The sequence below is a fragment of the Butyrivibrio sp. NC3005 genome (genome assembly GCF_000424545.1).
GTDB lineage: Bacteria > Bacillota > Clostridia > Lachnospirales > Lachnospiraceae > Butyrivibrio.
The window spans coordinates 1-14,656 of the sequence record NZ_AUKC01000066.1 but is presented as its reverse complement, the minus strand read 5'-3'; the positions used below and the strand labels follow the sequence as shown (position 1 = coordinate 14,656).

12 protein-coding genes are annotated in these 14,656 nt (G+C 36.0%); 2 read left to right on the top strand and 10 right to left on the bottom strand.

Going from position 1 to position 14,656, the window contains the following annotated elements; translation table 11 throughout:
• Window positions 1-339 precede the first annotated feature (339 nt).
• From G634_RS20950 to G634_RS0114010, 7 genes are all read right to left on the bottom strand, one after another.
• Window positions 340-681, bottom strand: coding sequence for a DUF1858 domain-containing protein (locus G634_RS20950; RefSeq protein WP_081676647.1), 342 nt, complete (start codon window positions 679-681; stop codon window positions 340-342).
• A 22-nt stretch (window positions 682-703) separates the two neighbouring features.
• A complete protein-coding gene (locus G634_RS0114035; protein ID WP_026505809.1) occupies window positions 704-3,271 on the bottom strand; it encodes an alpha-galactosidase in 2,568 nt (855 codons plus the stop codon).
• A 51-nt stretch (window positions 3,272-3,322) separates the two neighbouring features.
• Window positions 3,323-3,889 carry a TetR/AcrR family transcriptional regulator gene (locus G634_RS0114030; protein ID WP_035800241.1) on the bottom strand — a complete coding sequence of 189 codons (567 nt, stop codon included), beginning with the start codon at window positions 3,887-3,889 and terminating at the stop codon, window positions 3,323-3,325.
• A gap of 249 nt (window positions 3,890-4,138) precedes the next feature.
• On the bottom strand, window positions 4,139-4,495 hold the full coding sequence (gene rplT, locus G634_RS0114025) for a 50S ribosomal protein L20 (RefSeq protein ID WP_026505807.1): 357 nt from the start codon (window positions 4,493-4,495) through the stop codon (window positions 4,139-4,141).
• Window positions 4,496-4,547: 52 nt separating this feature from the next.
• Window positions 4,548-4,748, bottom strand: a complete 201-nt coding sequence (gene rpmI / locus G634_RS0114020; RefSeq protein WP_026505806.1) for a 50S ribosomal protein L35 — start codon at window positions 4,746-4,748, stop codon at window positions 4,548-4,550.
• A 45-nt stretch (window positions 4,749-4,793) separates the two neighbouring features.
• Window positions 4,794-5,336 carry a translation initiation factor IF-3 gene (infC, locus tag G634_RS0114015; protein ID WP_051234039.1) on the bottom strand — a complete coding sequence of 181 codons (543 nt, stop codon included), beginning with the start codon at window positions 5,334-5,336 and terminating at the stop codon, window positions 4,794-4,796.
• 168 nt (window positions 5,337-5,504) lie between these two features.
• Entirely contained in the window at window positions 5,505-7,274 is a 1,770-nt protein-coding gene (locus G634_RS0114010; protein WP_026505804.1) for a flagellin N-terminal helical domain-containing protein, read from the bottom strand.
• Between the two features lie 151 nt (window positions 7,275-7,425).
• Here G634_RS0114010 and G634_RS0114005 point away from each other — a divergent pair, with 151 nt between their 5' ends.
• A complete protein-coding gene (locus G634_RS0114005) occupies window positions 7,426-8,328 on the top strand; it encodes a LysR family transcriptional regulator (protein ID WP_035800238.1) in 903 nt (300 codons plus the stop codon).
• A 148-nt stretch (window positions 8,329-8,476) separates the two neighbouring features.
• Here the strand turns inward: G634_RS0114005 and G634_RS0114000 are convergent, their stop codons facing one another.
• Complete coding sequence (locus tag G634_RS0114000) at window positions 8,477-9,391, bottom strand: HAD family hydrolase (protein ID WP_051234037.1); 915 nt, start codon at window positions 9,389-9,391, stop codon at window positions 8,477-8,479.
• Window positions 9,392-9,403: 12 nt separating this feature from the next.
• Complete coding sequence (locus G634_RS0113995) at window positions 9,404-10,699, bottom strand: adenylosuccinate synthase (RefSeq protein WP_026505801.1); 1,296 nt, start codon at window positions 10,697-10,699, stop codon at window positions 9,404-9,406.
• Window positions 10,700-11,085: 386 nt separating this feature from the next.
• Between G634_RS0113995 and G634_RS0113990 the strand changes: the two genes are divergently transcribed.
• Window positions 11,086-12,021 (top strand): ArsR/SmtB family transcription factor, encoded by a 936-nt coding sequence (locus G634_RS0113990; RefSeq protein ID WP_026505800.1) that lies wholly within the window; start codon window positions 11,086-11,088, stop codon window positions 12,019-12,021.
• A gap of 279 nt (window positions 12,022-12,300) precedes the next feature.
• On the opposite strand, the gene G634_RS0113985 is transcribed toward G634_RS0113990, so the two are convergent.
• Window positions 12,301-14,328, bottom strand: coding sequence for a methyl-accepting chemotaxis protein (locus tag G634_RS0113985; protein WP_026505799.1), 2,028 nt, complete (start codon window positions 14,326-14,328; stop codon window positions 12,301-12,303).
• Window positions 14,329-14,656 lie beyond the last annotated feature (328 nt).

Below are 14,656 nucleotides of genomic sequence, written 5' to 3'. Positions count from 1 at the left end.
AAGAAGTCATGACTTCTTGCTGAGATTTAGGATAATCATCAGCAAGAATCCTGCTTCGCAGGACAAAATTTCTCTTAACGACAAATTTTGGTCTGGTACGGTTTTTGATTTTCCTGATGAAAACAAAAACCTATAGATTTTTGTTTTTATGTAGTCCGTTTTGATGGTTGTATATTTCGTCGCAGACGCGCTTTCGCTTGATTATAAACGTAATGGTTCATAAGATGCTAAAAGACAGCATCTAAGAACCAACGTTTATAAACAGTTCTGCTCATGAAATATTACAAACCATCAAAACTCAGCTATCAAATATAATAGACAAAAATCTATAGTTTTTTGTCACTTTCTATACTCTTCAAGCTGTGCATTGAGTTCTGCGCAGATTTCATCTGCATCAATTCCATGAACCGCACAAGCTTCTTCTAAAGACTCCATCTGAGATGCCGGACAGTAAATACATTCCATTCCACAATCCATAAAGAACCTTGCTGCAGATGGATGCTTGCTGATAATCTGACCAATAAGCATATCTGTTGTAACGATTTCTCCACTGTCAGCTTCTTTCTCATCAGTAGCAGCAGCATACTTTGCTGCAGCTTCTGCTCCTCTTCTTTCGGCTTCCTTATTTATTTCATTCTCTTTTTCTGAATCATCACCAAATAAAATATCTCTAAGACTCATATTCTATTACCTACTCTTTCCATTAGATTTTCTGCATCATATACAAGCGACTGTCACCAGTACGAAGTATGCCTGTTTTGCCATCGTTTCCAAAACCAATACCGCTAAACTTTGGGAGAAGACGCACACCGACACTATTAAGAACGCATCCAGACACTTTACAGTCCTCTTCTTCATTTTTCAAAGTCACTATGCTGTTTGCAATTGTATGGATAACTCCATCCTGTTTGACATGAATAGGAAGATTCATAGTGTTTATAAGACTTCCCATCGCTTTTAAGTCAATATTAACATATCTATTAGTGAAATGATAGATTGCATCATTATCAAGCCCGCTCATTTTATAGGTTGTAATATCCCTATTTGGTCTACTATCCCGCTGTAACAGCAAGGCTATAGCTCTTTCTTTTTTGTCATCAACCGCCATAATTCTCTCATCTTCAAGTCTTATGAGGTTTCCAAACTGAAAAACCCTTCTCCATTCTTTATAAAAAGCTATCTGACTTGCTATCTCTTTCTTCTCAGGAAGTGACAAATCACACAAATTAAGTTCATATCCAAAGCAGCCAAATGCAGCAACATTAAATCTTGTATCAAGCGGTACGCTATTTAATGTCTGATGATTAGGTGTAGCAGAAACATGTGCTCCCATGCAAGACTGAGGATATCCATAGCTATAGCCTCGCTGAATTCTTGCTCTGCAAAATGCATCTGTATCATCACTTCCCCATATCTGTGGAAAATAACTTAGTATACCTAAATCAAATCTGTTACCACCGGCAGAACACCCTTCAAACAAGATATCAGGGAATCTTGATGTAAGTTCATCCATGATACGATAAAGTCCAATATAATAGCGATGAATAAATTCATCTTGCCTATCATTTGGAAGCGCTGCTGAGTAATAATCAGAAAAAATTCTATTCATATCCCACTTAACATAAGAAATATCAGCGCTTTTAAACACTTTACTCATAGATTCTATAATGTAATCCTGAACATCTATTCTCGAAATATCAAGATTCATCTGATTTCTACCCTTAGAATGATGATGACTCTTAACCTTCACTGCCCAGCTCGGGTGTTTTCTATATAGATCACTATCTTCATTCACCATTTCAGGCTCTACCCAGATACCAAACAAAAGTCCAAGTTCTCTTACTTTTTTCGAAAGGCCCTTTAATCCATTTGGAAGCTTTCTTCTATTCTCATGCCAATCACCAAGAGATTTTTTATCATCATCTCTTTGACCAAACCATCCATCATCTAGCACGAACAACTCAATTCCCAGATTTGCTGCTTCTTTGGCGAGTTTCAAAAGAGATTTTTCGTTGAAATTCATATACGAAGCTTCCCAGCTATTAACAAGAACAGGTCTTTCTTTATCTCTCCATCTGCCTCTAACAATGTGCTTTCTTACAAAACTATGCATGTTATAGCTCATTTTGTTTTTTCCATTTACAGAAAAAGTCATAACAGCTTCAGGAGCTTCAAATTTATTCAAAGGTTCAAGCTTCCATCCAAAAGTCATTGGTGAAATGCCACTTATAAACCTGCTCTTATCATATCCATTGGATGAAAGTGCTTCATAGTGATTACCACTATAGATAAGGTTAAATCCGTAGCAATCTCCAAAATCCTGAGTTGTATCTTTATCCATAACCATAACAAATGGATTAGAACGGCTTCCTGATTCTCCAGCTGCCATCTCTTCGCTTACTACTCGTCCTCCGTCACATACAGTTTCAACCATACTCATTTCATCTGCCCATCTTCCATGAAAAGAAGCAAAAACAAGTCCTGACTTATGAAAATCAATCTGATTACTCATAAGTCTATCTATGTGAACAGTCTCTTTACTATCATTTACCAAAACACATCGCTTTGTTATAACATCACAGTCTGGATAAACATTGTAGTACAGATAGAGTCTCAAATTATATTCTTTATCTACAAGAGTCACTTTAAGATGTTGTATTTGATCAGCTTTTTTCATGCTCTCATATATATTTCCTATTTTTTTATCTTCCCTGTTCTCTTCCTTATTCTCTACTGTATACTCTGCTTTATTTTCTTCTTTGACTTTTTCTTTATTTCCTGCTTTATAGCCATATGAGCAAGGAAGTGTCTCCATTTTCTCAATTCCATCAACGATTTCGGCTTTTTCGAATAAAAAATCAGACGTAATACTGCCATCTGTATGTGTAATCAACACAAACGGATCTCTTATATCTCCTTTTCCCACAGAACTTATTTCCAATGAAGTGTTCTCAAGCGCTATATTTCCAAACTCATCGCTATAATTTATTGCATTTCCACTAGCAAATGAGTGTTTTTCACTGAGTGCCTCTTTACATCCTTCAAGGAATATGTCAATCTTTCTTTTATTGTCAGCTTTATCGCTGGTTGTATCACCATCCTTGTTACTATCCTTAGAAAAAAGGTTATCAACCAGATTCTCATACATCTTTTCTGTCATTAATGATTTTCCGTAATGAAGATGCTCTAAGTGACCTGACTTCATAACACTAAATAAATATGAAGTGTTACGAGTTTGCAATAAAAAAATATTATCCTTACTTAAAATCATATACCCCTGCCTTACCCAAAAAATATTTTAAAAAACAAAAGACCATAGCCTTTAATTTCGTGTTTTCATACCATATACAAGCAAATCAACCATTTGTGAAAGAGCCTGTGTATAATCCATATCCATTTTTATCAAAATATCAGAACTAAGAAATTTCTCAATTGTCGACTCAAACATCAGCTTAACCACTGGAATTGAAACATTTCTTATACTTCCCTCTTTTATTCCAAGCTCAATAAGCGCAATAGTATTATCCCAATCACTTTCAAGTCTTGAATTAATCTTTTTATATACTTTCGGATATTTCTCAGCAAGCTGGTATAAAAGTCTGAAGTCAAGACTTTTATAATTATCCGGTAACGCTCCCAGAATCTTTTTAACTTTCTCATCAGTAGACAGCATCGGATTTTTCATAATCCTTGCTTCTGTTTCTTTAATCGAATTAAACACATAATCTACCATCTCATCAAGCATTTGCTCTTTGTCACGATAAGTTTTATAAATTGTTTTCTTGCTTATATGAAGTTCCTTTGCTATATCATCCATTGTGAACTTCAAACCCTTTTTCTGATATTCGATTACAACTGTTTCTAATATTTTCTTTCGTATTTCGTCCATTTTCACCTTCCCTTTTGTCATGAATATTTTCAAGGTTTCCTGATAAAAGTTATGTCGAGTTATTTATTAGTACATTTTATCATCATCACTTGGAAACTTTTATATTCTTCATAGTTTCCATTTTATCATCAGTTTCCTTTAATTAACAGACGGAATAGTTTACAAAAAATCAAAATTCATTTTGTGCATAAAAAAAGACCTATCACTCTAATCAGAATGATAAGCCTTACCATAAATCATATATATAAATTAAGCGATCTGCTTCTTAGCAAGCTCAGCAAGTGTCTTGAATCCTTCAGCATCATTTACTGCAAGCTCAGCAAGCATCTTGCGGTTGATATCAACACCAGCAAGCTTGAGACCATGCATCATATTGCTGTAAGAAAGTCCATTGATTCTAGCAGCTGCATTGATACGAACGATCCAAAGAGATCTCATATCTCTCTTCTTCTGCTTACGACCTGCGAATGCAGAATTGAGTGCTCTCATAACGGACTGCTTTGCAATTCTATACTGCTTGGAACGAGCTCCTCTGTAGCCCTTTGCAAGCTTTAATACTCTATTGTGCTTCTTCTTGGCATTTAATGCACCTTTAACTCTTGCCATTGTTATTTCCTCCTAAATAATCTCAAATCAAAAACGGAACTTCCTGACAATATTAGATGTAAGGAAGAATCTTCTTCATTGTCTTTACAGATGTTGCATCAACAGATGCTGGCTGACGAAGATTTCTCTTTCTCTTTGTAGACTTCTTAGTAAGAATATGGCGCTTGTTTGCCTTATTTCTCATAAGCTTGCCTGTGCCAGTAACTCTGAAGCGCTTGGCAGCAGATCTGTTTGTTTTCATCTTGTGCTGCATAATATAATTCCTCCTATTTCTTACGAAATCGACATGTTCTCTTAATTATTTCTTTTCGGCTAAAAACATTATCATGCTTCGGCCTTCAGTTTTAGGCTGTTTCTCAACAACCGCACAATCTTCTAATTCTTTTGCAAAATCGATCAGAACATGAACGCTTGCACCCATGTGTGCCATCTCACGACCACGGAAACGCATAGTAACCTTTACCCTGTTGCCTTTAGTAAGGAACTTTCTGGCAGCACTAATCTTTGTATTAAGATCGTTGGTATCGATATTAGGAGAGATACGGATTTCCTTAATCTCAACTGTCTTCTGCTTCTTGCGAGCTTCCTTCTGCTTACGAAGCTGCTCATATTTATATTTTCCGTAATCAATAATTTTGCAAACCGGCGGTTTCGCATTCGGAGCAATCTTAACAAGATCTACGCCGGCTTCTTCAGCAGCCTTACGTGCATCCTGAATAGACATCACACCGAGCTGCTCGCCATCTGGCCCAACCACACGAACTTCTTTGTCTCTGATCTGTTCGTTTATAAATAAGTCGCTAATGGTTTTATACCTCCAAACAAATAAAAAAGTGGACACGCGAGACGCATCCACCTTATAATCAAATCTATACGTTAAACTTACGTTACATTTGAAAATATTAACACCTGAAACAACTGTCGCAGGGTGAGAGTGGATACTCTGCTTTGTTATCAAACATATATAAGATACCACTAAGAAATATAAATGTCAATAGTTTTTAAGATTTTATTCCTGCAACAAATCAACCACACCTTTTTTGGACTGATTTGCCTGTGCCAGCATTGACTCACCAACATTTTGAAGAATCTTTTTATTAGAAAATCTAACCATTTCAGTTGCAAAATCAGTATCTCTAATAAGAGATTCAGCACTTTGTGTATTCTCATGCGCATTATCTCTGTTCTTCTTAGTATGCTCAAGCATATTCTGCTGTGCACCAATTCTGCTTCTAAGGGACGATACATGTTCTAATGCATGTTTTAATCTATCTATAGATTTACGTGCATTATCTGAATCCGAAACACTCAGATTCCTTATATCAAGTGTATCTAGATCAATCTTACCAAAAGTAATGTACATACCATCTTCTGAGTTACCACTTGCCTGAATCCAGAAATCTCTAGCTTCTGTTATAACCGAAGCAGGGTTATTAGAAGTGTGAACTTCGTTCTGATTAAGGTTAGGATCATTTGCTGTAGGTGCTATACCATAATTTAAGCTAATATGAAAAGAATTTCCTCGTGCTATGCCATTTCTTTGCCAAATAGCTCCAAAACCAAGATCTCTACTATTAGTGATATTTCCAAGCGCAGTCTGAGAATAATAGTTCCAGTTATTATTTATAGCATAAACATCTACCGAAAGAGCATCTGGTCTATCATTAAAAACAACTTTTTCAGAGAAAGCAAGTGCTTCATCTTTGTTTACTACAGACAAGCTCAGTGGAACATCGTTTGTAGTAATAACTCCGTTTCTATCAGTAACGCCTGTATAAGAATCTGTTTTATATATTCTTGTAGTATCAATTCTTTCACCGCCTATATAATAGGATTCACAAATATCGTTATTGTTATAAGCGGTATCAACGTGAAAGAGCATCTCAAAGTTTATTTCCGCATCACATTCATTTTCAACATCATAATCAATTGTATAATACTTAAAATCGTCTGCTGCATTAGGATGCGGCGTAACCTTTTCAGTTATAGAAAACTTTATTCCATCTGTATCATAGGTCATCTTTCGTGACACTGTTCCATCTATATCTGTATTGTTAGTATATTCAGATCTTACAAGTCCTGCCAAAGCTGCGGTCCTCGTGGCCACAGTAGTTCCTGTATTGTATGTAAATCTTATAGAGGGAGCAGATGTTGAACCATTTCCGAATATAAGTCCATATCTGTTGCCATTAGCCGCAGAATTCGTATCATTTACTATAGCCTGAAATGCATGAGTATTCCCCCCATCCCGCTCTGTAAAAACAGGATTGGGATTAATCGTAACATCTGCAAAACTAAAGCTGTCAAAATCGATATCACCTTCTATAAGGGGAGAACCATCACCATTTCTAATTATTTCTGCGCCATTTCCAAAAAGCTTTTTTTCATTAAAAGTAGTCGTTTCTTCTATTTTGGAAATTTCTTTGCAAAGAGCATCAATTTCACTCTGGATATATTTCCTGTCGCTATCTGTCAATGTCTCATTCGCAGATTTTATAGACAGTTCACTCATTCTATGAATCATGCTGGTTACTTCATCCAAAGCTCCATCACCAACCTGCAGCATAGATATGCCATCCTGAACATTGTGCGAGCCTTGCGAAAGGCCACGTATAGACCTTCGCATTTTCTCACTTATTGCAAGGCCTGCTGTATCATCTGCTGCTCTGTTTATTTTATATCCAGAACCTAGCTTTTCTGCTGATTTTTCTTTTTCACTATTTACTATTCCAAGTTGTCTTTTGGAATTAATAGCCGACATATTATGCTGAACAACCATTATCAATTCCTCTTATCTAATTTACTGTTATAAATATCTACTCATAGGATATATCGGACAAAAATGCGTTTTTATAATTACCATCGTGCATTTTCTGCATCCTCAGCGTAAAATTAGATATAATGAAAATACTAAAAACTTGGAGAATACTATGTCGATTTTTGATACAAATTTAGAATATTATAAAGTTTTTTACTACGTCGCAACCTGTAAAGGCATTTCTGCTGCTGCGCAGAAGCTCTCTTTATCACAGCCAGCCGTAAGTCAGCAGATTGCAGCTCTTGAGCGCTCTCTTGGAATAACATTATTTAAACGAAACGGTAGAGGAATCACTCTTACTACTGAAGGAAAAGTATTGTTTCAATACGTTTCAAAGGGATATGAAGAAATTCTTAGAGGCGAAAAACAATTATCTCAAATGATGCATCTAGATGCTGGTGAAGTCAGAGTCGGCGCAAGCGATATGACTTTGCGCTTTTATCTACTTCCGTATCTTGAGAAATTTCATGAACAGTATCCCAAAATAAAAGTCACAGTCACAAATGCTCCTACACCAGAAACACTCCAATATCTTGCAGAGGATAAGATAGACTTTGGTGTAGTGTCTTCCGGAATAGAACATCCAAAGCATAGAATATCTGATAACTTAAAGTTTTCTAACGTTATGGAAATTCAAGACTGCTTTGTAGCAGGAAGGCAGTTCATGCAGCTAAAAAATCACATGATAGACGTAACTGACCTTACGAAATATCCTATCATTTCGCTTGAAGGTTCCACATCAAGCGGAGAATATGTAACAGACTTTTTGAAGCAACATGGTGTAGAGCTTCAACCGGAATTCAAGCTTGCTACAACCGATATGATAGTACAGTTTGCAAAAAGAAACTTAGGTATAGGAATGATAGTAAGAAACTTTGCCAAGGAAGAACTTGAAAGCGGTAAACTCTTCGAACTTCGATTAAATCAGCATATATCGCCTCGTCACATACAAGTCGTAACCGATACTCAGAGACCACTTTCAATAGCAGCTTCCAAACTCCTTGAACTTCTGTAAACCTTATAACAGTTTGAATTTTTTATAAAAAACATAAGAAAAAGAAGACGAAAAACAAGTTAGTACCTGATATGTACCTCAAAGTTTTTGTCTTCTTTTTCTTATATAATCAGCAATCAGAAAAAACCCGACCGATTTCTAAAAGTAATTATATTCTTACTCCAAGCTTTCTCAAATCTCCAAGCATTTGTTCATAACTTTCAAAAACAATTCCGTTTATGCCTTCTTTTCTGGCTGCCACGATGTTTTCTTTAGTGTCATCTATAAAAACACATCTTGAAGGAGTTAATGCATATTTTTCAATAATTTTTTGATAGATTTTAGAATCTGGTTTAATAAGCTTTTCTCTATAACTTATAATTCCACCATCTACGTTTTCAAGAAAATCCATGTCCTTTTCATTTTCCTCAAGACACTGCTTTGAAAAATTTGAAAGAACAAGAACCTGATACTTTTCATCTTTAAGCTTACCGATAAGGTTCTTGGAATAATTTCTGATTCTAACCATACCAGTCAGATTTCCAAACGCATTCTCGATATCTTCTGCAAGTTCAGGAGTATTTTTCTTGAAAAGATTTCTTACTTCTTCTGATGATAGAATTCCCTTATCGTATTCATTCCAAAATCCGGAAAATACAGTTGCCTTTCCAAGTTTTTCAATCTGCTCACTGTTATAGCCTTTTTCCTGAAGCATCTCTTTCCAGGAAAAATCCACAAGAACATTTCCGATATCAAAGATAATAGTATTTATAACTGTATTTTCACGTGGAATAGGATTACCATATTCGTCATGATCCATGTCAGACGTCATGGCGTCAAGTGAAGCGAAATTATGTCGTCCTGTGAAAATTCCCATCATCCAGATAAACAGCCACAACAAGATAGGAAGAGCAACTGTCGCTCCCATCGCTGTCACGAACATATCCATAGCATTTTCTGGAAAGATAAATGCCATAATAAGCATTCCAACATACATTCCTACAAGGAGTGCAACGCATACAAGCGCTGCAACTCTTTTATACTTTGGAGTTTTTTCTGAACTTTCTTTATTTACAGAATTCACTGTTTTTCTCCATTATTTCTTTAAAGGGCTCTCGCGATAAATAATATCTTCTCTAGCCGGACCATTAGATACCATTGTAATAGGATATCCGATCTGCTCCTCAATGAAATTTACATAATCTTTTGCTTTCTGTGGAAGATCTTCGAATTTTCTAATTCCTCTGATATCACACTTCCAGCCTGGGAATACCTTATAAACAGGTTTGCATCTCTTAAGATCCTTAGTTACAGGGAACTCTGTAATTTCTTTTCCATCAAGTTCGTAGGCAACACAAACCGGAATCTCATCAAGATATCCAAGGTCATCAAGAACTGTAAATGCAACATCTGTACATCCCTGAAGTCTGCAACCATATTTGGAAGCAACGCAGTCATACCAGCCAACTCGTCTTGGACGACCTGTTGTTGCGCCGTATTCTCCGCCATCTCCACCGTGGTTACGAAGAGCAACAGCCTCATCACCAAAAATTTCAGAAACAAATTCGCCAGCACCTACTGCTGAGCTATAAGCCTTAGATACAACTACAATCTGTTTGATTTCATATGGTGGAATTCCTGCACCGATTGCACCATATCCAGCAAGAGGGGAAGAAGATGTAACCATTGGATAGATACCATGATCTGGATCTTTCATTGTTCCAAGCTGACCTTCAAGAAGAATTGTTTTATTCTCCTTTATTGCCTTGTCAAGATAAAGAGAAACATCTCCAATATAAGGCTTTACTCTGTCTCTTCTTTCCTTAATCCAATCAAGAAGTCCTTCTCTGTCAATAGGATCTGTGTGATAAAGGTTAACAAGAAGAGCATCCTTAATATCTGCTACTCTGTTAATCTTCTCCATAAGAACATCATCATCCTGATAGAACTCATTAATCTGCCATCCAATCTTGGCAAACTTATCAGAATAGAACGGAGCAATGCCAGACTTAGTAGAACCAAAACTCTTACCTGCAAGTCTAGCCTCCTCAAGTGTATCAAAAAGAACATGATAAGGCATCATAACCTGTACTCTGTCAGAAATAAGAAGCTGAGGCATTGGAACATTCTTCTCTGTGATAGAATCAAGCTCATTTAAAAACTTGTCAATATCAAAAGCCATACCATTTCCTACTACGTTCATTATATTCTGATGAAATACACCTGATGGCATTGTATGAAGAGCAAATTTACCATACTCGTTTACGATAGTATGTCCTGCATTTGCACCACCCTGGAAACGAATAACAACGTCTGCACTATCAGCAAGTGTATCTGTAATCTTGCCCTTTCCTTCATCTCCCCAGTTTGCACCAACAACTGCCTTTACCATGTTTTAATTTCCTCCTAAAAGACAATAATTCGAATGTTGCATCAAAACATATCCTGTATGAACAATCGAACAATTTATTATTATTGCGCCAATTAACGCAACCAAAAACATAATACTAGTAAATTGTTTATAAGTAAATTCAATATTTTTTATAGAATATATAAGTTATACTTATAATAAGTAATTACCTTTGCTTTACTTATTGTTACTTGTAAAGCTTACTTTAATATAGTAAAATCATATATAAGAAATGTATGAAATAATTTACATTCGACTAAAATTCATTTATTTAATTATGATTAGAACGTTCGTTTACAACAATAAAGTATGACTTCTTGTCACGTTATTAGCAAAACTTTCTAATCTGAAAAGTGCGGGGTACGCGTATGTTACATATTAAAACGTTAAGTGAGGGACTAGATCTGTTCAAGGCTCTTGGTTCAGAAATCAGAATTGAAATTGTTAAAATTCTCTTAGATAATCACGGAATGAACATGAACGAACTTGCAAGTCGCTTGAATATTACTAATGGTGCTCTTACAAGTCATATCAAAAAACTCGAAGAATGCGGAATCGTAACTGTTTCCAATGAAACTTCCGGTCATGGTAATCAGAAAATCTGCTCAGTACATTTGGATAAAATCCTCATCGATTTACAACATGAAGAAGAGGAAGAGGCTGTTTATACAACTTCTCTTAAAGTCGGACTTTTTTCTGATTATGAAGTGTACCCTACCTGCGGACTTGCTTCTTCAACCAATATCATAGGTCAGGTCGATGACACCAGATATTTCTCGCATCCCGATAGATATAGCGCAGATATCCTATGGTTCACAAAAGGATATGTTGAATACATTGTTCCAAATTTCATTCCTTTTTCTCAAAAAATAGATGAAATCTGTATTTCAGCTGAATTATCCTCAGAAGCTCCTGGAGTAAACAATATTTGGCCATCTGATGTATATTTTTATTTAAATGATGTAAATCTTGGATACTGGACTTCGCCTGGAGATTTTGGAGATGTAAAAGGAATTTTCACACCTGACTGGTGGTTTGCCAATTGGAATCAGTACGGACTTTTGAAAATGTTGGTAATAAACCATAATGGTACTTTCATAGATGGTCTAAAAATTTCTGATGTCACAATAGACCGTTTCAATCTTACTAGTAAGAGTGTCATCAAATTCCGTATGGCTATTCCTGATACAGCACAGCATGTTGGCGGTTTGACCATTTATGGCAGAAACTTTGGTAATTACAATCAGGACATCAATGTTAGGATAACTTACAGTCCTATAGAGGGCGAAACAAGTTCTACGTAATGCCATTACACTTCGAGAACTTTTTCACGAAACTCGCAGTAAATGCGAGTTTCTGAATGAATTAGCAAGAAGTAATACTACCTACGAAAAGAAGCTGGCAGATTTTTCTGCCAGCTTCTTTGATAGTCTTTTAACTATTTAATCATAGGTTATTGTTTTCATCAGGAAAACAGGTAACCGTACCAGACCAAAATTTGTCGTCAAGACAAATTTTGTCCTGCGAAGCAGGATTCTTGATGATGATTATCCTAAATCTCAGCAAGAAGTCATAATTAACTTTTATTTAAAGAACGCGATTTCATTCTGCAATCTATCGGATACTTCTTTCAAAGAATCTGCAGACTGTGCAAGAGTTGTAACTGTTGCTGAAAGTTCCTGCATAGATGCTCCTGTTTCCTCGGAAGACGCTGCATTTTCCTGGCTAATAGCAGACAACGATGACATTGCATCTACTACAACATCTTTGGCGCTTACACAAGTACCTATGTTAGTTTCAATATCTTTTACTCCTTCAACAGTTGAGATAATATCTTCAATCATTGCATTGACACTGCCAACTGTTACACCTAGAACTTCCTGCTGCTCATCATTACCCTTTTGAACTTCAGAAGCCATATTAACAGCTGCCTGTGACTCTGATAGCAAAACATCCATCTCATTTCTGATATCTGCTGCCATCTGCCTGGAATCATCTGCAAGCTTACCAATTTCTTCAGCAACAACCGCAAATCCTTTACCGGCTTCGCCTGCTCTGGCAGCTTCAATAGAAGCATTTAGTGACAAAAGATTTGTCTGTGATGCTATAGAAGCAATACCATCAACTTTTTCATTGATAGCTTCAACAGCTTTACTAGTCGCACTAATCTTCTCAGCAATATGGATAATACTTTCGCTCATTCCACTACTGGTATTCTGAAGATTAGTAAGACTCTTGGCTGATTCAGAGCTTATATCCTTCATTCTATTAGTTATTCCTGAAAGCTTATCTGTATTATCCTGAACGTTATCCGTAGCGTTTCCAATATTGCCAACATTTTCTGTAACATCTTGAATTTCATCTGCCTGCTGAGTTGCACCTGATGCTATTTCCTGAACTGCATTAGATACATCTTCGGAAGTCTTAGATATCTGGTTTGCTGTATCTGCAAGCTCTTCAGAAGATTTCGCAACAGATACAACTGAAGCTTTTATATTATCAACAATTGAATGAAGCTTATCAATAACAAGGTTTGTATTATTGATAATAAGTCCAAATTCATCTTTTCTGTCCTGATATTTATTTATTGGCTTAAACTCGCCTTCTGCAAGCTTAGAAATAGACTCATTAACTGCATTAAGCGGTTTAGTGAACGAATCAGCCATCTTAAAGGAAGCAAAAATAGCCGCTATAGCTGCTACGATTCCGAATATCAAAAGAATTGTAACGCTGCTTATAGTTTCGGACATTATAACATCATAGTCAGCCACCATTACTACAGTCCAACCTGTTGTTTCTTCCAACTGGAATGAAAAAATTACATCACGACCATCAAGTTTAGACTTACTACTGCCACTACTCTGAGATCTCGACATCTTATATGAGTTAGAATTTGTCATATCAACAGGATTATTAGCATCAACTTCATAACCCGAATGACCAATTACAAGTCCATCTCTTCCCAAAATAAATGCTTGTTCTTTTCTGTTGGCATTAACATGTGATTCCAGATAATTATGCAGGTTTGTCAGCTTATATGCTCTTTGAATCGTACCCACTACCGTTCCATTTAAGCCCTTAATAGGAACAACCATAAATATAGTAGCTGTCCCATCTACTTTAGATACTACAATATCTGAAATATATTCTTTTCCAGACATTCCCTTTTTAAAATATTCTCTATCTGAAACATTGATAAGGTCTCCTTCACTTCTTACAAGCTGCATTCCATCCGCACCAGTAATAACGATTTGGTTATTACCTTCGAGACCTGCTTCAATATTTTGAAGCCATAATTTAATTCTTTCTTCATCAGCAGCACGTTCTTCTTCGCCTTCTTCCATATACTTTGTAACATCAGGCGAACAGGCTGCTACCCTCAATGCTTCGATGCTCTTATTGATAACGCTCATATAACCATTTTCAATAACAGCAGCTTTTTGGACATTTAACGCTTCAGCATCTACTAAAGATTTCGAAATAGACGTAGAATTACCGATAATAACAGACACTACAAGAGGAATCATACACAATAAAAGTGTTGTCAAAATCAGCTTTCCTCTTACACCTTTCAAAGTAGCATTTTTCTTTTTTACTGTTTCATCAGCCATATATATCCTCCTTGAAAAAACTGTTTAACCACTATTAAATAAACAGCATCCTAGTTATTCTTTAGTAAAGCCTCGCACTAAAGACAAACATTCCAAAATACCTTCCAAAAAATAACATTAAAAGTGTTTACAAAATTCCTTAATAAGAATCACATAAACACCTCTCAGTGTAGTTATCGGCATATATATTGATTTTTTTATGATATTTGCATAAAAACTCAAAATCCATACTTTTTTGTTTTATATAATCTGTTCTGATGTTTGTATATTTCGTCGCAGACACGCTTTCGCTTGATTATAAACGTAATGGTTCGTAATGCGCTAAAAA

Bases quoted from the DNA above. Each gene is read 5' to 3' on its own strand.
- G634_RS20950 (WP_081676647.1), bottom strand. From the start codon at position 681: ATGAGTCTTAGAGATATTTTATTTGGTGATGATTCAGAAAAAGAGAAT.
- G634_RS0114035 (WP_026505809.1), bottom strand. From the start codon at position 3,271: ATGATTTTAAGTAAGGATAATATTTTTTTATTGCAAACTCGTAACACT.
- G634_RS0114030 (WP_035800241.1), bottom strand. From the start codon at position 3,889: ATGGACGAAATACGAAAGAAAATATTAGAAACAGTTGTAATCGAATAT.
- rplT (WP_026505807.1), bottom strand. From the start codon at position 4,495: ATGGCAAGAGTTAAAGGTGCATTAAATGCCAAGAAGAAGCACAATAGA.
- rpmI (WP_026505806.1), bottom strand. From the start codon at position 4,748: ATGCAGCACAAGATGAAAACAAACAGATCTGCTGCCAAGCGCTTCAGA.
- G634_RS0114010 (WP_026505804.1), bottom strand. From the start codon at position 7,274: ATGGTTGTTCAGCATAATATGTCGGCTATTAATTCCAAAAGACAACTT.
- G634_RS0114005 (WP_035800238.1), top strand. From the start codon at position 7,426: ATGTCGATTTTTGATACAAATTTAGAATATTATAAAGTTTTTTACTAC.
- G634_RS0113995 (WP_026505801.1), bottom strand. From the start codon at position 10,699: ATGGTAAAGGCAGTTGTTGGTGCAAACTGGGGAGATGAAGGAAAGGGC.
- G634_RS0113990 (WP_026505800.1), top strand. From the start codon at position 11,086: ATGTTACATATTAAAACGTTAAGTGAGGGACTAGATCTGTTCAAGGCT.
- G634_RS0113985 (WP_026505799.1), bottom strand. From the start codon at position 14,328: ATGGCTGATGAAACAGTAAAAAAGAAAAATGCTACTTTGAAAGGTGTA.